The sequence below is a fragment of the Arthrobacter sp. SLBN-112 genome (assembly GCF_006715225.1).
Classification (GTDB): Bacteria; Actinomycetota; Actinomycetes; order Actinomycetales; family Micrococcaceae; genus Arthrobacter.
In genome coordinates this window covers 1,526,743-1,551,237 of record NZ_VFMU01000001.1, presented here as the reverse complement: position 1 = coordinate 1,551,237, position 24,495 = coordinate 1,526,743, and the positions used below count along the sequence as shown (strand labels likewise).

Sequence of the window (24,495 nt, the reverse complement as noted above, 5' to 3'; positions counted from 1 at the left end):
AATGACCGAGAAATACACCGCGCTCTATGATCAGCACAAGAAGGCCGGGGCCTCCTTCACCGACTTCGGCGGCTGGCAGATGCCGCTCAAGTACGAGTCCGAGCTCGCCGAACACCACGCCGTCCGCAACGCTGCCGGCCTATTCGACCTCTCCCACATGGGCGAAGTCTGGGTGACCGGCCCCGACGCCGCCGCCTTCCTGGACTACGCACTGGCCGGTAAACTGTCCGCGGTCGCCGTCGGAAAGGCGAAGTACTCGCTGATCTGCGACTCCGACGGCGGCATCATCGACGACCTCATCACCTACCGCCGCCCCGCAGCGCAGGACGGTACCGACGTCTTCCTGGTGGTGCCGAACGCGGGCAACGCCGCGGTTGTGGCCAAGGAACTCCTGGAGCGCTCCGCCAATTTCGACGTCACGGTGGAGGACGCCTCGGCGGAGACCTCGCTGATTGCCGTGCAGGGTCCGATTTCCGAGGCGATCCTCCTGAAGCTGGTCCCGGCTGAACAGCACGCACTGGTCCAGGAGTTGAAGTACTACGCCGCCGTCGAGGTGGACATGAACGGCCAGGACCTGCTGTTGGCCCGCACCGGCTACACGGGTGAGGACGGCTTCGAAATCTACGTTCCCAACGAGGATGCCGCCGGCCTGTGGGAAGCGCTGCTGGAAGTTGGCGCCGGCCACGGGCTCATCCCCGCCGGTCTCGCGGCCCGCGACTCCCTCCGCCTCGAAGCAGGCATGCCGCTCTACGGCAACGAACTCTCCCGCCACGTCAACGCCTATGCGGCCGGCCTGGGTCCTGTGGTGTCGCTGGCGAAGGAGAGCGATTTCGTGGGCAAGGAAGCACTGGCCGCCATCAAGGCTGCCGGAGTCGGTTCAACCATTGGGCAGAAGCTGGTGGGCCTCAAGGGCGCCGGCCGACGTGCCGCCCGCGCCCACTACCCGGTCCTCAAGGACGGCAGCCTGGTGGGTGAAGTGACCTCCGGCCAGCCGTCCCCCACCCTCGGATACCCCGTTGCCATGGCCTACGTAGACGTCGAATTCGCTGAAGCCGGCACCGTCCTGGACATCGACCTCCGCGGCAAGCCCGAGCGCTTCGAAGTGGTCAACCTCCCGTTCTACAAGCGCCAAAAGTAATCCACCGCAGTTTTCAAACGTAAGGAAAAATCATGAGCAAAGTTGTTTCTGAACTGAAGTACTCCGCCGAACACGAGTGGGTTGCGGTTGACGGATCCGGCCCTGCGGGGATCGGGATTTCCGCCGTGGCTGCCGATGCCCTGGGTGACATCGTGTACGTTGACCTGCCCGAGGTGGGCTCCACGGTGATGGCCGGCGAAACCTGCGGCGAGGTGGAATCCACCAAGTCCGTCTCCGACCTCTACGCTCCGGTGACCGGTGAGGTCATCGAAATCAATGACGGCGTGGTCTCGGACCCCGCCCTGATCAACAGCGACCCGTACGGTGCCGGCTGGCTGTTCAAGGTGGCCGTCACCGAGGAAGGCCCGCTGATGTCGGCCGAGGAATACGCCGCAGCGAACGGCGGCGAGCTGTGAGCGGGGCTGCATCGGCGGGGACCGTCACCTTTGAGCAGGTGGTCTCCCCCAGCCTGAACGCCGACCTGGCCGTCCTGGATCCGGAGATTGCGGCAAAGATCGACGACGAACTGGGCCGCCAGCGCGACGGCCTGGAGATGATCGCCTCCGAGAACCACACTGCCGCAGCGGTGATGCAGGCGCAGGGCTCCGTCCTGACCAACAAGTACGCCGAAGGCTACCCGGGCAAGCGCTACTACGGCGGCTGCGAGCACGTCGACGTGATCGAGCAGCTAGCCATTGACCGGTTGAAGGCCCTGTTCGGAGCCGGGTTCGCGAATGTCCAGCCGCACTCCGGCGCGCAGGCCAACGCCTCGGTCATGCACGCACTGATCAAGCCGGGCGACACCATCATGGGCCTCAACCTGGCGCACGGCGGCCACCTGACCCACGGCATGCGGATCAACTTCTCCGGCAAGCTCTACAACGTGGTGCCCTACGGCGTCCGCGAGGACACCCACACGGTGGACATGGCCGAGGTGGAGCGCCTGGCCCAGGAGCACAAGCCGCATCTGATCGTTGCCGGCTGGTCCGCCTACGCCCGGCAGCTCGACTTTGCCGAGTTCCGCCGCATCGCTGATTCCGTGGGCGCCTACCTCATGGTGGACATGGCGCACTTCGCCGGCCTGGTGGCCGCGGGCCTGCACCCGTCTCCTGTCCCGCACGCGCACGTCACCACGTCCACCACGCACAAGACCCTCGCCGGTCCGCGCGGCGGCATCATCCTGACCAACGACGCCGACATCGCCAAGAAGATCAACTCGGCTGTGTTCCCCGGCCAGCAGGGCGGCCCGCTGGAACACGTGATCGCGGGCAAGGCCGTGGCGTTCAAGATCGCCGCGTCCGAAGAGTTCCGCGAACGGCAGGAGCGCGTCCTGTCCGGTGCCCGCATCCTGGCAGAACGACTGGTCCAGCCGGACGTCACGGCCAAGGGCATCAGCGTTGTGTCCGGCGGCACGGATGTGCATCTGGTCCTCGTTGACCTGCGGAACTGCGACCTCGACGGACAGCAGGCCGAAGACCGGCTCGCTGCCATCGACATCACCGTCAACCGAAACGCCGTCCCCTTCGACCCCCGCCCACCGATGGTCACCTCGGGCCTCCGTATCGGCACCCCCGCCCTGGCCACCCGTGACTTCGGCGAAGATGCCTTCCGCGAGGTTGCGGACATCATCGCCGAGGCATTGATAGCCGACGCCGACGCGGACCTTTCCGGGCTCCGTCACCGCGTCGAGGAGTTGGCGAAGGCCCACCCCCTCTACCCGGGCGTCGCAAACCTCGCCTAACAACCCTCTGGCTGGCTTAAGGCCCGTCGGGTCCGAACTCCTCTGCATGCTCGGTCGCGAAGACGCCCGCTGAGCGGACGTGACGCTCCCTTAGACGCATGCTGCCGGAGTCCGGACCCAAAGGGGCCCGTCCGTCCCCTTCGAAGTCAGGCAGTCAGTGATTGGCGGCAAAGGTGACAGGCCGACGGTGGGTGAGCGGATTCCGGAAGCGTGCGTCAGAGCGACGAAGGAGCAGCACGCGGAGGAATTCGGTCACCCGCCTCCCAACCCGACCACAAATTAGTTAGGAACCAAGCGCATGGCTGTTGGAGTCTTTGACCTTTTCTCAATCGGGATCGGGCCTTCGTCTTCTCATACTGTGGGGCCGATGCGGGCTGCTGCGGTGTTCGCGGAGGAGTTGAAGGCCTCGGGTGTGCTGGCGGGGGTGGGGGCGTTGCGGGTGGACCTGTATGGGTCGCTGGCCGCGACGGGCCACGGGCATGGCACGATGACTGCGGTCCTGCTGGGGTTGGAGGGGTTCCATCCGGAGTTGATCCTGCCCGATGAGGTGGAGGAGCGGCTGGCCTCGATCGCGGAGACCGGGACGCTGAACCTGGCCGGTGCTGTGCCGTTGCCGTACGGGGTGAAGGACATGGTGCTGCGGCCGTTGACGGTGTTGCCGCGGCACACGAACGGGATGACGTTCACCGTGTCCGATGCAGAAGGTTCGGTGTTGCATACGGCGACGTTCTTCTCGGTGGGTGGCGGGTTCATCGTCCGCGAGGGTGAGGAGGACGCGGCGCAGCAGGAACTGGACGCGTCCAAACAGGAACTGCCGCTGCCGTTCCGGACTGCCGCGGAACTGCTGGAGCACTGCGCGGTGACCGGGCTGGGCATCGCCGATGTCATGCTCGTGAACGAAAAGACCTCCCGGGAGGAGGAGCAGATCCGGGCGGGGTTGCTGCAGATCTGGTCGGTGATGGAAAACTGTGTGGCCACCTCCCTGAAGCGTGAAGGGGTGCTGCCGGGCGGGTTGAAGGTCCGCCGCCGCGCCCCGGACTGGTACGAACGGCTCAAGAAGGAATCCGCGCACACCCAGGACCACGACGAGCAGGAGGCGGACTGGGACGCGGTCCGCTTCGACCCCCGGTATTGGCAGGAGTGGGTTAACTTGGTGGCGTTGGCGGTGAACGAGGAGAACGCCTCCGGCGGCCGGGTGGTCACCGCCCCCACCAACGGGGCGGCCGGGATCATCCCCGCGGTGCTGTTCTACGCGCTGCACTTCGCCCCGGGCATGGACCAGGCCAGCCAGGCCGACCGGGACGATGTGGTGGTGCGGTTCCTGCTCGCCGCCGGCGCGGTCGGGGTGCTCTACAAGGAACAGGCCTCCATTTCCGGGGCCGAAGTGGGCTGCCAGGGCGAGGTGGGCTCGGCATCGTCGATGGCCGCCGCGGGCCTGGCCGAGGTGATGGGCGGGTCCCCGGCGCAGGTGGAGAACGCCGCCGAGATCGCGATGGAACACAACCTGGGCCTGACCTGCGACCCGATCGGCGGGCTGGTCCAGGTCCCCTGCATCGAACGGAACGCGATCGCCGCCGCGAAAGCGATCAACGCCGCGAAAATGGCGCTCTGGGGCGACGGGACCCACCGCGTCTCCCTGGACGAAGTCATCATCACCATGCGCGAAACCGGCAAGGACATGAGCTCCAAATACAAGGAAACCGCCATGGGCGGCCTCGCCGTCAACGTCGTCGAATGCTGACCCACCACCAAACCTGTCCCGGCAAGAGCCCCAGAGCAAACAAAGGAAACAACCATGACGCTGGCACCTGAAGGCCGGAAGATGCTGCGGATCGAGCAGCGCAACGCTGCGGTCCCGGTGGAACGCAAACCGGAGTGGATCAAGGCCAAGGTCCAGATGGGCCCGGAGTTCGTCGGGCTGAAGAACCTGGTGAAAAAGGAAGGCCTGCACACCGTCTGCGAAGAAGCCGGCTGCCCCAACATCTTCGAATGCTGGGAAGACAAGGAAGCCACCTTCCTGATCGGCGGGTCCGAATGCACCCGCCGCTGCGACTTCTGCCAGATCGATACCGGCAAGCCCTCCCCCGTGGACATGTTCGAACCCACCAAGGTGGCCCGCTCGGTCCAGTCCATGCAGCTGCGCTACGCCACCGTCACCGGCGTGGCCCGCGACGACCTGGAAGACGAAGGCGTCTGGCTCTACGCCGAAACCGTCCGCAAGATCCACGAACTGAACCCCGGCACCGGCGTGGAACTGCTGATCCCGGACTTCTCCGGCAACCCCGACCACATCAAGGCGATCTGCGACTCCGCCCCCGAGGTCTTCGCGCACAACGTCGAAACCGTGCCCCGGATCTTCAAGCGGATCCGCCCCGCGTTCCGCTACGAGCGGTCCCTGGACGTCATCACCCAGGGCCGGAACCTGGGCATGGTCACCAAGTCCAACCTCATCCTGGGCATGGGCGAAACCCGCGAAGAAATCAGCGAAGCCCTCCGCGACCTCCACCAGGCCGGCTGCGACCTGATCACCATCACCCAATACCTGCGCCCGTCCGAACGGCACCTGCCCGTGGACCGCTGGGTCAAACCCCAGGAATTCGTGGACCTCCAGCACGAAGCCCAGGAAATCGGCTTCCTCGGCGTCATGTCCGGGCCCCTGGTCCGCTCCTCCTACCGCGCCGGCCGCCTCTGGGCCACCGCCATGCGCAAAAAAGGCCGCGACATCCCCGCCGAACTCGCCCACATCGCCGACGGCATCCAGGACTCCGGCACCACCCGCCAGGAAGCCGCCACCCTCCTGGCCGGCTAAGGGCGGCGGAATGCACGACGGCGGCAGGAGGCTAAGGCGGGCCGGCGGATGTACCTGCCGGCCCGCCGTCGGACGCGTCCTCCCAGCTCGGCAAAAAAGCTCAGCTGTTGCCGCGCACCACCGGAATGCTCGCCGTCGGCAGGCCGCTCGGGAACACCGTGGGCTCCGGCTCCGGGACGCGCTCCAGGTGGACCTGCACGGGCTGGCCCGCCACGGTAACCCGCTGGCCGCGGACGTCGAGCTCCAACGGCCCGCCCTCCTGGACGGTGAGCGTGATGGCATCGGCCGAAAGCCGGACCAGCAGCAAGCGGCCGCGGATCTTCAGATGGAAGGCAAGTCCCTCCCATTCCACGGGAAGGCGGGGATCGAAGAACGGGACGGGTCCCTGGTCACGCAGCCCCGCAAAGCCGCACACCAAGGAACTCCATACGCCCCCCGTGGAAGCGATGTGCACGCCGTCGATGGTGTTGCCGTGGGTGTCGTCCAGGTCGATGAAGACGGCGTTGGTGAAGTGGTCCAGGGCTTCCTTGGAATAGCCCACCTCCGCCGCCATGATCCCCTGGACGCAGGCGGACAGGGTGGAGTCGCCGGTGGTGATGGGATCGTAGAAGTCGAAGGCGCGCTGCTTTTCCTCCGCCGTGAAATCCTGCCACTGCAGGAACATGGCCAGGACCGTGTCCGCCTGCTTGAGGACCTGGTGGCGGTAGATCACCAGCGGGTGGAAGTGCAGGAGCAAAGGGTACTTGGACCGCGGCGTGGTCCAGTCCCACGCTTCCAGGGTCATGAAGTCATTGTCCTGGGAGTGCACCTGCATCCGCTCGTCGTACGGCAGCTGCATCCGGCTGGCCGCTGCTTGCCACAGCTGCCGCTCCTCGTGCGTGATTTCGGCGTGTTCAAGCGCGGCGGCGGCGCGCAGGTTGAAGCGGGCCATCACGTTCGTGTACAGGTTGTCGTTCACCACCGCGGTGTATTCATCCGGGCCTGTGACACCGTGGATGTGGAAAAGCCCGTCCTTGCCGAAGAAGCCCAGCGAGATCCACATCCGGGCGGTCTCGATCAGCAGCTCGGCGCCCATTCCCTCCCGGAAGGCGGAGTCGCCGGTGGCCCAGAGGTACCTGTTGGTGGCAAAGGCGATCGCGGCCGCGATGTGGAACTGGGCCGTGCCGGCAGCGTAGTAGGCGCTGGCCTCGAGTCCGTTGATGGTCCGCCAGGGGAAGAGGGCGCCATCGACGCTCAGCTCCTTGGCCCGGATCTTGGCCTCGGGCAGCATGCCGTGCCGGAACTCCAGGACCTGGCGGGCGCCGTCGGGATTCGTGTAGGTAAGGTACGGCAACAGGTACACTTCCTGGTCCCAGAAGTAGTGGCCCTCGTAGCCCGAGCCCGTGACGCCCTTGGCGGGGATGCCGGCAACATCGGCGCGGGCCGTTGCCTGCGCCAGCTGGAACAGGTTCCAGCGGATGGCCTGCTGCAGTCCCGGCTGGCCTCCTTCAACCTGAATGTCCGACGTTGCCCAGTAGCTGCGGAAGTGTGCTTCGCTCTCGGCAAAGATCTCGTTCACGGGGCGAAGGTTCTCTTCCGCCACCGCGGCTGCGTCGACGTCCGGCTCCTGGACCGTGCGGCCCGCCGCGTAGCTGACGCTCTTTTCCAGCCGGAACGGTTCACCGGCGTCCACGGCCAGGACGTACCGGACGCTGCTGTCGTCCTGGTCCACCAGGGTCTCGAACGGCTGGTGCCCGGCGGAGGTCCAGTGGTCTACCGCGATCCCCACGCGCTGCTTGGATTCAGATGCCTCCCAGGACAGGCGCAGGGAGCCGTCGCCGCCGTCAAGCCGCAGGGGCAGCAGCACCCGCCCGGCGTGGCGGCCGGCGCGGCGCGGATCATGCACGGAGTGGTCTTCCACCGGCTGGTCCTGGCGGTTGATGACGGTGGAGATGACGTCCAGGGAGACCTGGCGGTCCGTGGCGACTTCCAGGGAGATGCCAAGGCTGCCGCGGGAGGCGAAGCCCACGGCCCGCTGTTCCGTGGTGGTCACCGTGGCACCGGACCGGCATTGCCAGGTGATGCGGCATTCATAGATGCCGGTGCGGAAGTCGATGGTGCGCCGGTAGTCCAAGACCTCGGATTCTGCCAGGCTGAGGTTTTCGCCGTCCACCACCACCGTGAAATTGTTGGCATCCGGGATGTACAGGATGCGCTGGCCCGTCCGGGCGAACCCAAACGCGTTTTCCGCGTGTTTGATGTCCCAGATTTCGTGCAGCCCGTTAATAAAGCTGCCCGGGAGTTCGGCATCGGCCGCAGCCCAGTGGGCACCCCGGATGCCAAGGTGGCCGTTTCCCAGCGCAAACAGGGTCTCGAGCGTTCCCGCGTTCTTGGTTTCGTAGCGGGTTTCAACGAGCTGCCAGGGGGTGTCAGGGAACCGTTCGCGGTCCGCGGAGATGAGTGCCATGGTCGGGGTCCTTTTGGCGTTGCCGTGCTGCCGGGCGGGCCGGCACGGAGTATTCGGGGGAAGAGGGGTACTGGGATCGGTGCTGCCGGGGAAGCAGCAGGGCTGCCCGGGGGAAGGCAGCGGGGGTGCGGGGCTTTTAGGGGATGAGTTCCTGGAGATCGTTGACCACCAGGGTGGCTCCAGCGTCAAGCAGCGTCTGCCGCCCGGCGCCCCGGTCCACGCCAATGACCGAATGGAACGATCCCGCGTGTCCGGCCTGCACACCGGACACGGCGTCTTCCACCACCACGCACTCCGAGCTGGACAGGTCCAGGAGTTCGGCAGCGTATTCGTAGGTGGCCGGGCTTGGCTTGCCGGGCAGGCCTTGCTCCGCGGCCACCACCCCGTCCACCACCACGGCGAAGTGGCGGCTGAGTCCGGCGGCCGCCAGGACGGCGGGGGCGTTGCGGGAGGAGGAGACGACGGCGACCTTGAGTCCGCGTTCCAGCGCGGCTTGGAGGAAGCGCACCGAGCCTTCGAACGGTTCCACGCCCGCGCTCACGATGTCGTTGAAGATCGCGTTCTTCCGGTTGCCAAGGCCCTGGACGGTTTCTTTGGCGGGGTCGTCATCCAGCGGGCCTTCCGGCAGCGTGAGCCCGCGGGAGGACAGGAAGTCGCGCACTCCGTCGAAGCGGGGCTTGCCGTCGATGTGGTCGAAGTAGTCGCTTTCGCTGTAGCCGGCGACCCCTGCCTGCGAGGCAAGGTAGCCGTCGAACAGTTCCTGCCAGGCACGCTCATGCACGGTGGCCGTAGGCGTGAGCACCCCGTCCAGGTCAAACAGGATTGCTGCCGCGCCGGTCCAGGCGGCGGTATCAGCTGCAGTTTGTTGTGTCATCGGCAGTGCGGTGTCCTCTCGGGTTTGCGGACTACCGGTCCTGCCGGGTCAGCCTGAAAGAAGGTGCTGCTGCGCCTATGCGCACAGCATCGCTTCCTTGTCCGCCCACTGCAGGACCGATCATGGCCTAGACGAGTGTAAGCGCTTGCAAATTTGACTTGCAAATGTTTTTTTGGCTCTCTTAACAACCGCCCGAAGGTCAGCTCAGTACGTAATGGCGCAGGAAGGCGCTGACGTCCACCATTTCGGCCTTGGACATGGCATGCCCCATCCCCGGGTACGTCCGGGCCGTCAGCTGCGTGTTCTTTTCGAGCCATTCAGCGCTGTACGCAATGGCGTCCTCGTTGATCACCAGATCCGCCTTGTCCCGGCCCCAGAAGAACGGCGGCTTGGCTTCGAAGGAATCCATCACGGAGAGGAGCTCGTTGTTCAGCACGAAGCCGGACAGCCCCACAACGGCCTTGTAGTCATCAGGGTGCAGCCTCAGGAGGGTGCTGGCCATGGCCATGCCCTGGGAGTACCCCATCAGGGTGACGCCGGCGTGCTGGTCCTTGACCGAGTTGATCCAGGCCTGCACCGCGTTGGCGGCGGAGATGACGTCCGCGAAGTCGTTGGCCAGGAAGTAGTCGAGCAGGAACCAGCCCCAGTGGTCGCCGATGGGCATGGGGGCGCGCAGGGCGGCGAACGTGAACTCCTGCGGCAGGTACTCGAAAAGCCGCACCATCCGCGACTCGTCCGTCCCGTAGCCATGCATCATCACCAGCAAGGGCGTCCCGGCGCGTTGGCCTTCGGGTTTGGACCAAACAACTGTTTCCACTTGACCAGCCTAAACGCCGGGCGCGCCCCGGCCGGGTCATTGAATCCGGTATCGCGGCGGGGTAGCGTGACGCTTAACAGACAGCAGGCTTAGCTTTGGCAGTGTACGCAGGTCCCGTAACGCCCAACAAGCGCCGCAAAGGCGGCCGTAAGGAGCAAGTCATGAGAATCGGCTCGTCAATCTTCCTCATCGCCCTCGGCGCCATCCTTGCCTGGGCAGTGTCTCCGGGGCTGATTCCGTTCCTGGACCAGCAGCTGGTGGGCTACATTCTGATGGCCGTGGGCGTGATTGGACTGATCGCTTCGCTCATCCTCGCCTCCCCCGGCCGCAGCCGCCGCGTGAGCGAGTCCCGCTCCGTGGTTGATCCCAATACCGGCGAGCGCATCACCCGCCATGAAAGCCTCGACGGCGGCGTCTGACCGCGGCGGAATCGGGACGGGGATCCCGCCAGAGCCATTTATGAATACCCGGCAAGCCGGGCTGGACACGACGTGTCCGGCCCGGCTTTCGCTTTCCCCGCACCAGAGGAACCAAGACGAAGATTTTGTTTCATGTTGGTTTCCATTGACAAACCAACAGAAGCAAAGATAAAGTCAAGTAACTCAACATCGATGTGATTCCAGTCACGCCGAAGTCCGGAGAACCGACCGGGCGACCGAAACACCAGGACCTACGCGACGGAGGGTACGTGTTCGCCGAAGAGCGCCAGCAAAAGATTGCCGAGCTTGTAGCCGGCAGCGGCAGGGTCAGCGTGACCCTGCTGGCGGAGCGCTTCAGCATCACCACTGAAACAGTCCGCAGGGACCTTGCCGCTTTGGAAAACGCGGGCACCGTCCGCCGGGTACACGGCGGCGCGGTGGCGGCGGACCGCTTCAGCACCACCGAGGAAAGCATCACCGAACGGGCCATCCAACGGCCGGATCAAAAAATCCGGATCGCCGAAGCCGCCCTGGCCCTGATCCCACGAAACTCGTCCGCAAGCGTCCTCATGGACGGCGGCACCACCACCGAAGTGCTGGCTGACATGCTGGCGCGACGCACCGCCGTCGAACCCTCCGACGGGAACGGGCGCCACCACGAACTGGTGGTCATCACCCACGCGGTACCCATCGCCAGCAAGCTCTCCAATGTTCCCGGCGTTGCCCTGCAGATCCTGGGCGGCCGGGTCCGCGGCATCACCCAGGTGGCCGTGGGGCAGGCCACCGTGAGCGCAGCCGCCCGCATCCGCCCGGACATAGCGTTCATTGGCACCAACGGCATCCACGCCACATTTGGCGTCAGCACTCCCGATCCTGAAGAAGCCGCCGTCAAGGCAGCCTTCGTCCAGTCGGCACGCCGCATTGTGGTGCTGGCCGACTCCTCCAAGCTGGACACGGAAACCCTGGTCCAGTTCGCCTCCCTGAAAGATCTGGACACCTTGATCACAGACAGTGAACCCGGACCTGAACTCGCAGCCGCCCTGGAAGATGCCGGCGTAGACGTGGTGGTCGCATGATCGTCACCTTCACGGCCAACCCCAGCCTTGACCGCACCGTGGCCCTCCCCGGCCCGCTGGTGCGCGGTGAGGTGCAGCGCGCCGTCTCCGTCCGCCAGGAATCCGGCGGCAAGGGCGTCAACGTCTCCCGCGCCCTGGTGGCGTCCGGCCTGGAGTCGCTTGCCGTCCTTCCCGGGGCGGACAGCGATCCCGTCCTCGCCGGCCTGCGCGAAAGCGCAGTTCCCTTCGTGTCGCTTCCCATCGATGAGCCGCTGCGCACCAACGTGGCACTCACCGAGCCGGGCGGCGTCACCACCAAGATCAACGAACCCGGCCCCGTCCTGGCCGCCGACCAGCAGGAAGCGCTCATCAAGCTGCTGCTGGAAAGCTCCCGCGGTGCCGGCTGGGTGGTCCTGGCGGGCTCCCTGCCGCCTGGATTCCCGGACAACTTCTACGCCACGGTGGCCCGGAGGATCCGGGAGACGGGGAACGGCACTGCGCCGCTGATCGCCGTCGACTCCTCCGGGGCGCCCCTCGCCGCCGCACTGACTGACGCCGGAACCCCCGACGACGGAACAGGCACCGGCGGCGGAACAACTGCAGGTTCCGGGAAACCGGACCTGCTCAAGCCCAACGCCGAGGAACTGGCGGAGCTGGCCGCAGCCGCCGGTTTCACCCCGGCCTCCGGTGACGAACTGGAAGCGGACCCGGCTGCTGCCGCAGCCGCCGCAGCAGCCGTCGTACGTTCCGGTGTGGGTGCTGTGTTGGCAACTCTCGGTTCCAAGGGAGCTGTCCTCGTAACGGCCGACGGCGCGTGGCTGGCCACGCACCCGCCGGTCGCCGCGGTCAGCACGGTAGGTGCGGGCGATTCCGCACTTGCCGGCTACCTGCTTGCCCACGGCCGGGGCGCCGCCCCCGCCGACTGCCTTCGTCAGGCGGTGGCCCATGGTGCCGCCGCTGCCTCGCTGCCGGGTTCCACCGTTCCGGCAGTAAACCAAACCACCCCGGATGCCGTAACCATCACGGCCCTTCGAAAGGATTGACAGTGACCCAGCTCATCACCACGGAACTGGTCGAGCTCGACCAGAACCTGGGCAATACCCCCGAGTCGGTGATCCGGCATCTGGCTAGCAAGGTTGCTGCCACCGGACGCGCATCAGAAGTTGAAGGCCTCTTCGCGGACGCCTTCGCCCGCGAGCAGAAGACCGCCACCGGAATTCCCGGCGGCATCGCCATCCCGCACTGCCGCTCCGCGGCGGTCACCGTACCCACCCTGGCCATGGCCCGGCTGAACCCGAAGGTGGACTTCGGCGCCAAGGACGGCCCGGCTGACCTGGTGTTCTTCATCGCCGCCCCCGACGGGGCGGACCAGGAGCACCTGAAGCTGCTCTCCAAACTGGCCCGGTCCCTGATCAAGAAGGACTTCACCGCAGCCCTGCGCAACGCTTCCTCGGAGGCAGAGATTGTGGAGCTCGTTGATGGCGCGCTGGCAGACAAGCCTGCCGCGCACGCCGCAGCCGCCCCGGCTGACGCAGTCCCCGTTGGGGCTGCTGTCGGTTCCGGTGCCAGCGCGGTGGGGTCTTCCTCCGCCGGTACCGCCTCGGCAGCCTCCACCGCAGGCCCGGCCACTTCCGGCCCCGCCCGCCTGGTGGCTGTCACGGCCTGCCCCACCGGCATCGCCCACACCTACATGGCCGCCGACTCGCTGGTTGCAGCTGCCCAGGAAATGGGCGTTGACCTGCAGGTGGAAACGCAGGGTTCCTCCGGCGCCAAGCCGCTGGACCCGGCCGTGATCGCCGCAGCTGACGCCGTGATCTTCGCGGTGGACGTGGACGTCCGCGGAAAGGAGCGCTTTGCCGGCAAGCCCGTCATCAATGCCCCGGTAAAGCGCGGCATCGACGAGCCGGCCAAGATGGTCCAGGAGGCGCTGGCCGCCGCGTCGGATCCCCACGCACGCCGCGTCCCGCACTTCGGCGCCGAAGAGCAGGCCGAACAGGAAGCGTCCGAAAAGGGCGAGCACATCGGCCAGAAGCTGAAGCGGGCACTGCTCACGGGTGTCAGCTACATGATCCCGTTCGTAGCCGGCGGCGGCCTGCTGATCGCCCTGGGCTTCCTCCTGGGCGGCTACAACATCACCAGCGTCGCGGACAAGATAGTGCTGGCGAACAACTTCGGCAACCTTCCGGAGGGCGGCCTGGCCATCTACCTCGGCGCGGTCCTGTTCAAGATCGGCGCGCTGTCCATGGGATTCCTGGTCCCTGCATTGGCCGGCTACATCGCCTACGCGATCGCTGACCGTCCCGGCATCGCCCCCGGCTTCGTAGCCGGTGCAGTCTCCGGCTTCATGGGTGCCGGCTTCCTCGGCGGCATTGTGGGCGGCCTCCTGGCCGGCTACGTTGCGCACCTGATCGGAACCTGGCAGGTACCCCGCTGGCTCCGCGGCCTGATGCCCGTGGTGATCATTCCGCTGCTCGCTTCGATCGTCGCTTCCGGTTTGATGTTCCTGGTGCTCGGCGGACCCATCGCCGGACTCACCACAGCGCTCAACGGCTGGCTGTCCGGCATGACCGGTGCTTCCGCCGTCGTCCTGGGAATCATCCTTGGCCTCATGATGTGCTTCGACCTCGGCGGTCCCGTCAACAAGGTGGCATACGCCTTCGCTGTAGCAGGCCTGAGCGCCGGCAGCGCAACCAACCAGGCCCCCTGGCAGATCATGGCCACCGTGATGGCAGCGGGCATGGTCCCGCCGCTCGCCATGGCACTGGCCACCGTGCTGGACAAGAAGCTGTTCAGCCTGGCTGAACGCGAGAACGGCAAGGCTGCCTGGCTGCTGGGCGCATCCTTCATCTCCGAAGGCGCCATTCCGTTCGCCGCGGCGGACCCGCTGCGCGTCATCCCCGCCAGCATGCTGGGCGGCGCACTTACCGGCGCACTCACCATGGCCTTCAACGTGACGTCCCAAGCACCGCACGGCGGTATCTTTGTCTTCTTCGCCATCGGCAACCTGTTGATGTTCGTAGTGGCGATCCTCGCCGGCACCGTGGTCAGCGCGCTGGCCGTGGTGGGCCTCAAGCGCTGGGCAGTCAAGAAGAGCGTTGATACGGTTGAACCGGTTCCCGTAACCGTCTGAGCCGGCATAGCCGCAAACCTCACCGGCCGCTGAACCGTCAGCGGGCCGAAAGACAAAGGAGCAACAATGCCAGAACGCACCGCTACCGTCGCCAGCCGCGTGGGCCTGCACGCCCGCCCCGCCGCCATCTTTGCGGAGGCAGCCGGCGAGTACGACCTGGACATCACCATCGCCCGTGAAGGCGAACCGGCCGATGAGGCCATGGACGCCGCCAGCATCCTGTCCCTCATGAGCCTGGGCGCTTCACACGGCGACGTCGTGGTGCTCCGCGCCGAAGGTGCCGGCGCAGACGATGCGCTCAACCACCTGGTGCAGATCCTGGAAACGGACCACGACGCCGAGTAGCAGCCACGCTGCCTGACGGCAGCACAACGCCGGCGGCCGCCGTCGGGCTTCCCCCATTGGGAGGAGGCCCGACGGCGGCCGCTTGGCTTTTAAGCGTTGGGCGGGGTGGCGGAGTTCAGCCGCTCTCGGCGAGTGCTTTGACGTCGGCCAGGAGCTTGTCCCACATGGCTTTCGAATGCGCGGCGGCTTCTTCGCTGGGGTTGTTGTCCTGGGCCAAGGTCAGCCGGGTGGCGCCGCCCTGGTCCTCGAGTGTCCATTCGAGGGTGTGGTAATTCCCTGGCGCGTCCTCCTGCCCGGACAACGGACTGAAGTGGGTGTGCACCAGTTTCCGTCCCGGCTCGACCGCCAGGATTTCGCCCTTGTCCTGGTAGGCCTTTCCCTCCCACTCGCCCTGCCAGGTGATGGGGCTTCCAACCTTCCAGTCCGTTTCCAGCGTGGCCCCGAACATGAACTCCTTCACCGCGGCCGGGTCCATTATTACCTCCCACACGCGCCCGGGACTTGCGTTGATGGTGGTGGCGGATGTTGCCACATGGTCTTCCGGCACCGGCTCAGGCCTTCTTGGCCGTAAAGATCAGGTACTCCCATTCCATTTGGAAGGGAATATCGCCATGCGCGTCGCCGAACGAATCGGCCAGCTCGGTGAGGGCCTGGTCCAGCGCCTTGACCTTGTTCTGGTCCTCGCCGAGTGATTTGTAGACGGAAATGATGGGGCCGTAGTGGGACTTGAAGTAGCGGACGAAGTCCGCAGGCTGGTGGAAGCTTTTGACGGCCAGGTTCTGCTTGCGTGTTTGGATCCCTGTAACCCTGTCGCCCAAGAGTTCGCGGACATGGTCCTCGCTCCCCCACAGAGGTGCCGGCTGCGCGCCCGGCGGGGGCGGTGGAGCGAACGGCTTCAGGGCGGCAAACATGCGGCCGATGAATCCTTCCGGCGTCCAGCACAGCAGCCCCACGGAACCGCCCGGCTTGCACACCCGGAGCAGTTCGTCCGCGGCCGCTTGGTGGTGCGGTGCGAACATGACCCCGATGCAGGACATCACGACGTCGAACTCCGCATCACCGAATGGCAGGGCTTCGGCGTCCCCTTCCTGCCACTCCAGGCTGACGCCGCGGTTTGCGGCCTCCCGGCGCCCTGCCTCGAAAAGCTCCGGGGTGAGGTCGCTGGCCACCACCTTGGCGCCCATCATTGCTGCCGGGATGGCGGCGTTGCCGGTTCCGGCCGCGACGTCCAAAACCCGCTGGCGGGACCTGATTCCGCAGGCTTCGACCAGGACGGCGCCCAGTTCCAGGAGCATCTCGTCGACGAGGGCCGGGTAATCCCCTGACGCCCACATGGCCCGGTGCTTCTTCTTAAGCTCCCGGTCCGCGTCCACTAAGTCGGTCTGGTTGTCCATGCCCGTGCCCCTCTACGTGTCCGTTCAAATGAGTGACAGCACACTGTTGGCACAGCGGAGGCTGCGATGCGACTCATTGTGGGCGCGATACCGGCCGGTGTAAAGGCACGGATGCCGCGAAACGCCAGGGTCACGCCGGCTTGCGCGCCCTGCTGGTTTTGGCAGCAGGCTTTTCTGCCGTCTTGGTACCCGTGGACTTGGCCGCCGCGGACTTTGTTCCAGTGGACTTGGTGTCCGCCGCTTTGGAAGCAGTTGCTTTGGAAGCCGTTGATTTCGTGGCCGACTTGGACGCTGATGTTTTGGAGGCGGTTGTTTTGGAAGCCGTCGATTTTGATGCGGCGGTCTTGGTGCCCGATGCCTTTGTACCGGAAGACTTTCGCGCAGGTTTGGCCCCCTCCGCCTCCTCGTCACCGGTGTCCGCTTCGTCGTCGGAAGTCCCGCTCGAAGCGGCCTCCCCTCCGCCGCGCTTCCTGTCCAGGCTCCGTTTGAGGGCCTCCATGAGGTCGATGACCTCGCCCTTCCCGCCCTCGCCGGCTTCGACGCCGAAGGTCTCCTCTGTGTCCAGCGATTCACCCTGTTCGAGCTTGGCGTCGATGAGCTGGCGGAGCTGCACCTGGTATTCGTCCGTGAAGGATGCGGGGTCGAAGTCGGCGGCCATGGATTCCACCAGGGCCGCTGACATGTCCCGCTCCTGGGAAGAGATCTTGATGGACGCATCCAGTGACGGGAAGTTCGCCTCCCGCACCTCATCGGGCCAAAGGAGGGACTGCAGCACCAGCACATCGTCCTTGATCCGCAGGGCCCCCAGCCGGGTCTTCTCCCGGAGTGCGAACTGGACGATGGCTACACGGTCCGTGTCCTCGAGCGCGCGCCGGAGCAGCACGTAGGCCTTGGGCGACTTGGAGTCTGGTTCCAGGTAGTAGCTCTTCTCGAACATCATGGGTTCGAGCTGCTCCGACGGGACGAACTGCACCACTTCGATCTCGTGACTGTTCTCCGCGGGGATGGACTTGAGCTCATCCTTGGACAGGACCACCGTGCGGCCGTCCTCCTCGAACGCCTTCTCGATGTCCGAGTAGTCCACCACCTCGCCGCACACCTCGCACCGGCGCTGGTAACGGATCCTGCCGCCGTCGGCATTGTGAACCTGGTGCAGACTGATGTCATGATCTTCAGTGGCGCTGTAGACCTTCACTGGCACGTTGACCAGCCCGAACGCGATGGCACCTTTCCAGATGGCTCTCATTCATACAGTCAACATCAGAGCGGGCCGGAGGTGAAGCCCCATGGCCGCCAGTAGGGAACGTGTCCGGGTTGCAGGGCGCGAACTGACCCTGACCAACCTGGACAAAATCATCTATCCGGAGACCGGCACCACCAAGGCGGATGTGCTGGCCTACTACGCGGCGGTGGCCCACGTCCTGATTCCGGCGGCGGCCAACCGTCCGGCCACCCGCAAGCGGTGGGTCAACGGGGTGGGGACGGCGGACAAGCCAGGTGAGGTGTTCTTCCAGAAGGACCTGGAGGACTCAGCCCCGGGCTGGCTGCCGCGGGCGGCCATCAGGCACAAGGACCGGACCATCCACTACCCCATGGTCAATGACGCCGCCACGCTGACCTGGTTCGGCCAGATCAACTCGCTCGAAATCCATGTGCCGCAATGGCTGGTGGATTCGCACGGGAACCAACTGAATCCGGACCGGCTGGTGCTGGACCTGGACCCCGGCGAGGGGGCCGGCCTGCCGGAATGCCGCGAAGTGGCCCTCCTGGCGCGGTCCATCCTGCAGGACGTGGGCCTGGACCCGGTGCCGGTGACCAGCGGCAGCAAGGGCATCCACCTTTACGCGGCACTGGATGGTACGCAGACCTCGGAGCAGATCTCAGCCTTCGCCCGGGAACTGGCCAGGGCGCTGGAGGCCGACCACCCGGACCTCGCCGTCAGCGACATGAAGAAGTCGCTCCGCAAGGGCAAGGTGCTGGTGGACTGGAGCCAGAACAACGCAGCGAAAACCACCATTGTCCCCTACTCACTGCGGGGAAAGCCCACGCCGCTGGTGGCCGCACCGCGGACCTGGCGGGAAATCGAATCTCCCGGGCTCAAGCACCTGGACTACCACGAGGTCCTGCGGCGGGTGCAGGACGGCAAGGACCTTTTCGCCGCCGTCGTCAACGCTGCGGCCGGCACTGCGCCGGGCGCCGGGGAAGCTGCCGAGGAGGGCGCTCCGGACGCTGGGCACGGCCAGGGGGACGCACCCCACGACGGCGATCCCCGCCTGGGTAAGTACCGCTCCATGCGCGACCCCAAGGCCACGCCCGAGCCGTTCGCAGGCGTCCCGGCCGGCGGCAACAGCTTTGTGATCCAGGAGCACCACGCCAGCCGGCTGCACTACGACCTCCGGCTGGAACACGAGGGCGTCCTGGTGTCGTGGGCCCTCCCCAAGGGAATTCCTGAGTCCGGCGCGAAAAACCACCTGGCGGTCCAGACCGAGGACCATCCCATGGACTACCTCACCTTCCACGGAACCATTCCCAAGGGCCAGTACGGGGCTGGTGCGATGACCATCTGGGACACCGGCAGCTACGAGCTGCACAAGTGGATCAACGGCAAGGAAGTCATTGTCACCCTGAGCGGGTCCGACGGCGGCGGGCTGGGCGGCAGCAGGAAGATCGCGCTCATCCACACGGGGCGCGGACAGGGCAAGGACGCCGAGAGCCAGTGGCTCATCCACCTGATGGACCAGGAGCATCAAGGCGGACGACGGCGGCCCGCGCCTGAACGGGTTGCCCCGGCGGCCGGGGCTGCGGCGGCAAAGAAGGACACCGGCGACGACGGTGCGGCAGGCCGGGAAGCCGCCAACCAGGCAGCGGATGTGGCTTCCTCCGACGCGGCAGCCGACCCGCTGGCCGACCCGCTGGAGTACCAACCCATGATGGCCACGTCCGGGGACACCGCCGACCTGCAGGGCAGCAGCTGGCAGCACGAGCTCAAATGGGACGGTGTCCGGGCCATCCTGGTGGCGGACCGGGACAGGGTGCGGATCTTTTCCCGCAACGGCAACGACGTCACCCGAACCTATCCGGAGTTCACGGACCGCGGCTGCTGGCCGGAGCATCCGTTCGTGGCGGACGGCGAGATCATCGCCGTCGGGCCCGGCGGAAAGCCGGACTTTGGCCTGCTGCAGGGCCGGATGAAACTGACCCGGGCCGCCGACGTCGCCAAGGCCCGTACTGCCATCCCGGTCCAGCTGATGCTGTTCGACCTGTTGTTCGACAACGGGGAAGACCTCCGGCGCCTGCCGCTGAGCACCCGGCGCCGTCGCCTGGAGGAATTCTTCCAGCCGTCCGACTGCCCCGTGGACATCTCCACAGTGCTCAACGAACCGGTGGAGCTCCTCCTGGAAAGCGCGCAGGAGCTTGGCCTGGAAGGGATCATGGCCAAGCGGACGGACAGCCGCTATGTGAGCGGGCAGCGGACCCGGACGTGGATCAAGCTCAAGACGGAGCAGACCCAGGAGGTGGTGGTGGGCGGCTGGCGGCCGGGAAAGGGCGGGCGGCAGGACACCGTGGGGTCGCTGCTGGTGGGCATTCCCGACGGCGGCAAGCTGCAGTACGTGGGCCGCGTCGGCAGCGGCTTCAGTACGCGCGAACTCACGGAACTGCGGCAAACAGTGGAACGCCTTGGCCGGAAAACCTCACCTTTCCATGAAGTGCCCCGCCCCGACGCCGCAGACGCCCACTGGGTGTCGCCCGAGCTGGTGGGCGAGGTGACCTATAGCGAGTGGACCGGGCCCGGGAGGTTGCGGCATCCCCGGTGGCGCGGCTGGCGCGTGGACAAGGACCCGTCCGAGGTGGTCCGCGAAGGCTGACCCGGTTTTCGACGCGCAGGTAACTCCACGCCGCACAAATTACCTGGCGCCCGCCAAATTTCGGGGCGCCAGGTAATGTGCGTGTCGATGCCGGTTTTAGGTGCCGGCTACGAGGAGTGCGGCATCTGCGGCCGGCCGGTGCGGTGGACGGCGGTCACGGCCGCTTCATGTCCCATCCGGCCGTGGCCCGCAGCCCGGTCTTTGGGGTGCCGCCGCTTTCCGTAGCCGTCCGGCCAGCCGCTTTGCTGCCCCAGGGGCCCGGCGCCCATGGCCGCAGGGCCCGGCGCCGCCGGCGCATCCATGGCAGCCGCAATGTGGTCCGCCACCTCAGGGTTGATGTGGAACTGGTTGGACTCTTCACCCATTGTGGTTCTTCCCTTCTTTCCTTCGTTCTTCCTTGAATCGAAACGCCAACGAAAGCGTCCGGGCGCGCGCGGACTACTGCCCGGAAAGAGGTGTCTTCATCGCTCCACCATAGGCATGCCAGGAGGTCCTGTGAACCCCTTCCAGGGACGGTGGCCCCAATCACTTTCGCGGCCGCGATCACCAAAAAATGGGCCCTGAAACGGTTCCCGGCGGAAAATTTTTGGTAACGCCGCCGTTGCACAGCGTGCTTCCCAGTAATGGCGCGGGAAACGGCGGCACAAAAAATTGTGGAAACCACCCCTGAAGCGGCCCAAAAGGGCGCACTCTACGCCATCGAACTGTCGGCGCGCTACAGCATCCCGTAAAATTGAAGGCCTGCCCAGAGCGGGGCAGCTACAAGTCGCAAGCAAATGACCTCCATAGGAGTTGCCCAAATGCCCACAGACCGAAGCAGGACCGACTCTCCAGCAGGCGCCAGGAACGCCCGCGGAACAGACCCGGCAGCCCCCGTGGCCGCCAAGAAGACCAGGCTGTTGCCACGCCGCCGGCTCAAGGAATCCGATGTCAACGTGGTGGACCAGCCCATGCTCAAAAAGGCACTCGGCGGAACCATCGTTGGCAACACCATGGAGTGGTACGACGTAGGCGTCTTCGGCTACCTCATCACCACCATGGGCCCGGTGTTCCTTCCGGAATCCGATCCCACCACCCAGACGCTGTTCCTGCTGGGAACCTTTGCCGCCACCTTCATCGCCCGCCCCCTGGGCGGCGTGATCTTCGGCTGGCTGGGCGACAAAGTGGGACGCCAGAAGATCCTGGCCACCACGCTGATGATCATGGCGGCAAGCACCTTCGCCGTCGGCCTCCTGCCCGGGTACGCACAGATCGGACTGTGGGCTGCCGCACTGCTGGTGCTCCTCAAGGTGGTCCAGGGCTTTTCCACCGGTGGCGAGTACGCCGGTGCCACCACGTTCGTGAGCGAATACGCGGCCGACAAGCGCCGCGGCTTCTTTGCCAGCTTCCTGGACCTGGGCAGTTACCTGGGCTTCGCCATTGGCGCCGCCCTGGTCTCCGTCCTGCAGCTGACGCTCGGCCAGGACACCATGGAGGACTGGGGATGGCGCATCCCGTTCCTGGTGGCAGGCCCGCTGGGCCTGATCGCCGTCTACTTCCGAAGCAAGATCGAGGAATCGCCGCAGTTCCAGGCAACCCTTGATGCCCAGGAAGAGATCGCCAAGAACGCATCCGCTGGTGATACTGCCACGGCCAAGGGACCGGTGGGAATCGTCAAGGCCTACTGGCGCCCCATCGTCGTTGCCATGGTGGTGGTGGCCGCCGCCAACACGGCCGGTTACGCCCTCACCTCCTACATGCCCACTTACCTGACGGAGTCCAAGGGCTACGACGAAGTCCACGGCACCCTGCTCACCATTCCGGTGCTGGTGGTCATGAGCCTGTGCATTCCGCTGACCGGTAAGCTGTCAGACCGGATCGGCCGCCGCCCCGTGCTCTGGATCGGCGCCGTGAGCACCATCGTGCTGGCTCTGCCCGCCTTCATGCTGATCGGCATTGGTCAGATTTGGTCCACCCTTGCCGGGCTGGCCCTGATCGCCTTCCCCGTGACGTTCTATGTGGCCAACCTGGCCTCGGCGCTCCCGGCCCAGTTCCCCACATCCAGCCGCTACGGAGCCATGGGCATTGCCTACAACTTCGCCGTGGCCATCTTCGGCGGGACCACACCGTTCATCGTGGCAGCCCTGATCAGCGCCACGGGCAACGACATGATGCCCGCCTACTACCTCATGGCCACCTCCCTCGTGGGCGCCATCGCCATCTACTTCCTGAAGGAATCGGCCAACCGCCCCCTGCCGGGGTCCATGCCCAGCGTGGACACCCAGGCAGAGGCAAGGGAACTGGTGGCCACCCAGGACGAGAACCCGCTGATCAACCTGGACGAGCTGCCGTTCGAAACCCAGGACGCCCTGGACACCGAGGCACACCGTGGGGTTCCGGCGGGGGCCTAAACCTCCAGCCGGCCGCCCGGACGCTCTTGTAGCCCACGCTCACAGGCCCGTCCCCGCGTGCTTCCTTGGGGGAAGCACGCGGGGACGGGCCTTTGCGTGCCTGCGGATTTCCTATTGTGACTACCGGCAGTATGACTCTGCCCGATGCCGGTGATACGTTCCCAAAGGCCTTTGGGCCACGGCAGGACAACAAGACAGGACAGGTGCCGGGATATGAAGCGCGTAGTGGCACAGGTGCGCGCACTCCACCGGCTGGAGCCTGCCACCAACGACCACCTTGCCGCACTGCGCGTGGCCCTCAGCGTTGCCGCCCCCTCGCTGCTCCTGCTGGCCGCCGGCCGGACGGACCTCATCATCTACGCCGTGTTCGGCGCGTTGACCGGCATGTACGGCCGTTTGGAACCGCACCAGCTGCGGCTCCGCCACCAGGGGCAGGGTGCCCTGGTGCTGCTCAGCGGCGTGTTCGTAGGGGTAACGCTGTCCATCAACCACATCCACTCCTGGTGGCTGGTAGCAGTGGAGGCCACCCTGGCCGGAGTGGGCTCGGTGTACTCGGACCGCGTACGGCTGAAGCCGAACGGGCCCTTTTTTGGAATCCTGGCCCTGGGTGCGTGTGCCTCCGTTCCCACCGCAGTCCCGTGGTATGTGGCCATGCTCATCGCGGCGGGATCATCAGTGTTCTCGATCCTGATCGGCTTCAGCGGCTGGGTGCGGCAAAGGGCATGGGAACCCGGGGCCACCAGGAACCTGCCGCCCCGTTCGGCCGCAAGGCAGCGGGAACTGACCGTCCACGCCGCCCGGTACATACTGGCCGTGGGTGCTGCCGGAACGGTGGGTGTCCTGAGCGGCAGCGGCCACCCGCACTGGGCCATGGCGGCAGCCGCCGTACCGCTCGCCGGGGCCGACCTGCCCAGCAGTGTCCGGCGGGGCGTCCACCGCATCGTGGGAACACTCCTGGGCCTGGTGGTTACCGCCGTCGTGATCCTGCCGGGACCGTGGGCACTGGCTGCCCTCTATCCGGCACTCCAGGAGCCGGTGCACCAGGCCACGGTCCTGGCCCTCCTGGTCATCCTCTTCCAGTTCGCCACCGAACTGTTCATGACCAGGCACTACGGCCTGGCCATGGTCTGGTTCACGCCGGTCATCCTGCTCATGACGCAGCTGGCCGCCCCCACCGAACCGCAGGTCCTGATCCTGGAGCGCGCGGTGGAAACCCTGGTGGGTGCGCTGCTGGGGATCCTGGTGGTGGTGGCTGTCCGCCGGCCCGGAGCCCGCACCCGCACTCCGCTCCCGGGCCTACTTCGGCTTCCGCGGCGGCCCCGCCATTAGCCGCGCCGGAGCCACCTTGGCCACCGCCGCCAGCACCTTGTAGCGCTTGGACGGGATGGACACCGCCTTGCCGCGCTCGTTGTCCGCCAGGCCTTCACTGACCACCCGCTCGGCGCGCAGCCACGTCCACGACGGCGCCACGGACTTATCCATCCCCATCCGGTCGTGGAATTCCGTGTGGGTGAAGCCGGGGCAGACAGCCGTGACCTTGATGCCCCGGGTGCGGTAGGCCAGGTTCGCCCACCGGCTGAAACTGACCAGCCAGGCCTTGGCCGCGGAATAGGTGCCGCGGGGCAGGAACGCGGCCACGCTGGCCACATTGATGATCCGTCCCTCCCCGCGCTCGAGCATGCCCTTCAGCGCCGCATGCGTCAGCACCATGGACGTTTCGGCGTGCAGCTTCAGGTGCTTCTTCTCCTCCGGCGCGTGGTTGTCCTCAAAGTTGTGCAACAGCCCGATCCCTGCGTTGTTGACCAGGATCCCCACCGGCCGGCTGGTGTCTTCCAGGCGTTCGACGACGGCGGCGACGTCGTCGTCGTCCGTCAGGTCTGCGGGGAGCACCTCAGCCGTGATGCCGTACCGGTGCCGGAGGTCCTCCGCTGTTTCTGCCAGCCGGGACGCGTTGCGCGCCACCAGGACCAGGTCATGGCCCTGGGCCGCGAGCTGCTTTGCGAATTCATGGCCCAGCCCTGCGCTGGCCCCGGTGACAAGTGCTGTGGTTCGGGAACTCGATGGCGTCATC

General features: G+C 66.2%; 21 protein-coding genes. 13 read left to right on the top strand and 8 right to left on the bottom strand.

Features of this window, described 5'->3' with window-relative positions:
- Position 1 precedes the first annotated feature (1 nt).
- The 5 genes from gcvT to lipA all read left to right on the top strand — a co-directional run bounded on the left by gcvT (position 2) and on the right by lipA (position 5,688).
- Positions 2–1,138 carry a glycine cleavage system aminomethyltransferase GcvT gene (gcvT, locus tag FBY33_RS07255; RefSeq protein ID WP_142029990.1) on the top strand — a complete coding sequence of 379 codons (1,137 nt, stop codon included), beginning with the start codon at positions 2–4 and terminating at the stop codon, positions 1,136–1,138.
- Positions 1,139–1,170: 32 nt separating this feature from the next.
- A complete protein-coding gene (gene gcvH / locus FBY33_RS07250) occupies positions 1,171–1,554 on the top strand; it encodes a glycine cleavage system protein GcvH (protein WP_142029989.1) in 384 nt (127 codons plus the stop codon).
- Positions 1,551–2,879, top strand: a complete 1,329-nt coding sequence (gene glyA, locus FBY33_RS07245) for a serine hydroxymethyltransferase (RefSeq protein WP_142029988.1) — start codon at positions 1,551–1,553, stop codon at positions 2,877–2,879. The genes gcvH and glyA overlap by 4 nt, the downstream gene beginning before the upstream one ends.
- A 298-nt stretch (positions 2,880–3,177) precedes the next feature.
- Positions 3,178–4,620, top strand: a complete 1,443-nt coding sequence (locus FBY33_RS07240; protein ID WP_142029987.1) for an L-serine ammonia-lyase — start codon at positions 3,178–3,180, stop codon at positions 4,618–4,620.
- Positions 4,621–4,674: 54 nt separating this feature from the next.
- On the top strand, positions 4,675–5,688 hold the full coding sequence (lipA, locus tag FBY33_RS07235; protein WP_142029986.1) for a lipoyl synthase: 1,014 nt from the start codon (positions 4,675–4,677) through the stop codon (positions 5,686–5,688).
- Positions 5,689–5,788: 100 nt separating this feature from the next.
- On the opposite strand, the gene FBY33_RS07230 is transcribed toward lipA, so the two are convergent.
- The 3 genes from FBY33_RS07230 to FBY33_RS07220 all read right to left on the bottom strand — a co-directional run bounded on the left by FBY33_RS07230 (position 5,789) and on the right by FBY33_RS07220 (position 9,825).
- The gene (locus FBY33_RS07230; protein ID WP_142029985.1) at positions 5,789–8,134 is read right to left on the bottom strand and encodes a glycoside hydrolase family 65 protein; all 2,346 of its coding nucleotides are present in this window, start codon (positions 8,132–8,134) and stop codon (positions 5,789–5,791) included.
- A 136-nt stretch (positions 8,135–8,270) separates the two neighbouring features.
- Entirely contained in the window at positions 8,271–9,008 is a 738-nt protein-coding gene (locus tag FBY33_RS07225) for an HAD family hydrolase (protein WP_142029984.1), read from the bottom strand.
- A gap of 199 nt (positions 9,009–9,207) precedes the next feature.
- Positions 9,208–9,825 carry an alpha/beta hydrolase gene (locus FBY33_RS07220; protein ID WP_142029983.1) on the bottom strand — a complete coding sequence of 206 codons (618 nt, stop codon included), beginning with the start codon at positions 9,823–9,825 and terminating at the stop codon, positions 9,208–9,210.
- Positions 9,826–9,986: 161 nt separating this feature from the next.
- Between FBY33_RS07220 and FBY33_RS07215 the strand changes: the two genes are divergently transcribed.
- The 5 genes from FBY33_RS07215 (at position 9,987) to FBY33_RS07195 (ending at position 14,774) form a co-directional block, all read left to right on the top strand.
- Complete coding sequence (locus tag FBY33_RS07215) at positions 9,987–10,244, top strand: DUF6458 family protein (protein WP_142029982.1); 258 nt, start codon at positions 9,987–9,989, stop codon at positions 10,242–10,244.
- A 269-nt stretch (positions 10,245–10,513) separates the two neighbouring features.
- On the top strand, positions 10,514–11,320 hold the full coding sequence (locus FBY33_RS07210) for a DeoR/GlpR family DNA-binding transcription regulator (RefSeq protein WP_142029981.1): 807 nt from the start codon (positions 10,514–10,516) through the stop codon (positions 11,318–11,320).
- Positions 11,317–12,342 carry a 1-phosphofructokinase family hexose kinase gene (locus FBY33_RS07205; RefSeq protein WP_142029980.1) on the top strand — a complete coding sequence of 342 codons (1,026 nt, stop codon included), beginning with the start codon at positions 11,317–11,319 and terminating at the stop codon, positions 12,340–12,342. Before FBY33_RS07210 ends, FBY33_RS07205 begins: the two co-directional genes overlap by 4 nt.
- Before the next feature lie 2 nt (positions 12,343–12,344).
- A complete protein-coding gene (locus tag FBY33_RS07200) occupies positions 12,345–14,429 on the top strand; it encodes a PTS fructose transporter subunit IIABC (RefSeq protein WP_142029979.1) in 2,085 nt (694 codons plus the stop codon).
- Between the two features lie 66 nt (positions 14,430–14,495).
- Positions 14,496–14,774 carry an HPr family phosphocarrier protein gene (locus FBY33_RS07195; protein WP_056333115.1) on the top strand — a complete coding sequence of 93 codons (279 nt, stop codon included), beginning with the start codon at positions 14,496–14,498 and terminating at the stop codon, positions 14,772–14,774.
- A 115-nt stretch (positions 14,775–14,889) separates the two neighbouring features.
- Here FBY33_RS07195 and FBY33_RS07190 read toward each other — a convergent pair whose 3' ends face one another.
- The 3 genes from FBY33_RS07190 to ku form a co-directional block, all read right to left on the bottom strand.
- Positions 14,890–15,306, bottom strand: coding sequence for an SRPBCC domain-containing protein (locus tag FBY33_RS07190; RefSeq protein WP_235010478.1), 417 nt, complete (start codon positions 15,304–15,306; stop codon positions 14,890–14,892).
- Between the two features lie 19 nt (positions 15,307–15,325).
- On the bottom strand, positions 15,326–16,168 hold the full coding sequence (locus tag FBY33_RS07185) for a class I SAM-dependent methyltransferase (RefSeq protein WP_142029977.1): 843 nt from the start codon (positions 16,166–16,168) through the stop codon (positions 15,326–15,328).
- A 130-nt stretch (positions 16,169–16,298) separates the two neighbouring features.
- Positions 16,299–17,414, bottom strand: coding sequence for a non-homologous end joining protein Ku (ku, locus tag FBY33_RS07180; protein WP_142029976.1), 1,116 nt, complete (start codon positions 17,412–17,414; stop codon positions 16,299–16,301).
- A 40-nt stretch (positions 17,415–17,454) separates the two neighbouring features.
- Here ku and FBY33_RS07175 point away from each other — a divergent pair, with 40 nt between their 5' ends.
- Positions 17,455–20,034 carry an ATP-dependent DNA ligase gene (locus tag FBY33_RS07175; RefSeq protein ID WP_142029975.1) on the top strand — a complete coding sequence of 860 codons (2,580 nt, stop codon included), beginning with the start codon at positions 17,455–17,457 and terminating at the stop codon, positions 20,032–20,034.
- 107 nt (positions 20,035–20,141) lie between these two features.
- On the opposite strand, the gene FBY33_RS07170 is transcribed toward FBY33_RS07175, so the two are convergent.
- The gene (locus FBY33_RS07170) at positions 20,142–20,399 is read right to left on the bottom strand and encodes a hypothetical protein (protein WP_142029974.1); all 258 of its coding nucleotides are present in this window, start codon (positions 20,397–20,399) and stop codon (positions 20,142–20,144) included.
- Between the two features lie 435 nt (positions 20,400–20,834).
- On the opposite strand from FBY33_RS07170, the gene FBY33_RS07165 reads away from it, so the two are divergent.
- Both FBY33_RS07165 and FBY33_RS07160 read left to right on the top strand, forming a co-directional pair.
- Positions 20,835–22,424 carry an MFS transporter gene (locus tag FBY33_RS07165; protein ID WP_142029973.1) on the top strand — a complete coding sequence of 530 codons (1,590 nt, stop codon included), beginning with the start codon at positions 20,835–20,837 and terminating at the stop codon, positions 22,422–22,424.
- Between the two features lie 213 nt (positions 22,425–22,637).
- Entirely contained in the window at positions 22,638–23,753 is a 1,116-nt protein-coding gene (locus FBY33_RS07160) for an FUSC family protein (protein ID WP_142029972.1), read from the top strand.
- On the opposite strand, the gene FBY33_RS07155 is transcribed toward FBY33_RS07160, so the two are convergent.
- Positions 23,721–24,494 carry an SDR family NAD(P)-dependent oxidoreductase gene (locus FBY33_RS07155; protein ID WP_142029971.1) on the bottom strand — a complete coding sequence of 258 codons (774 nt, stop codon included), beginning with the start codon at positions 24,492–24,494 and terminating at the stop codon, positions 23,721–23,723. The two genes, FBY33_RS07160 and FBY33_RS07155, sit on opposite strands and share 33 nt — an antisense overlap.
- Position 24,495: the final 1 nt, after the last annotated feature.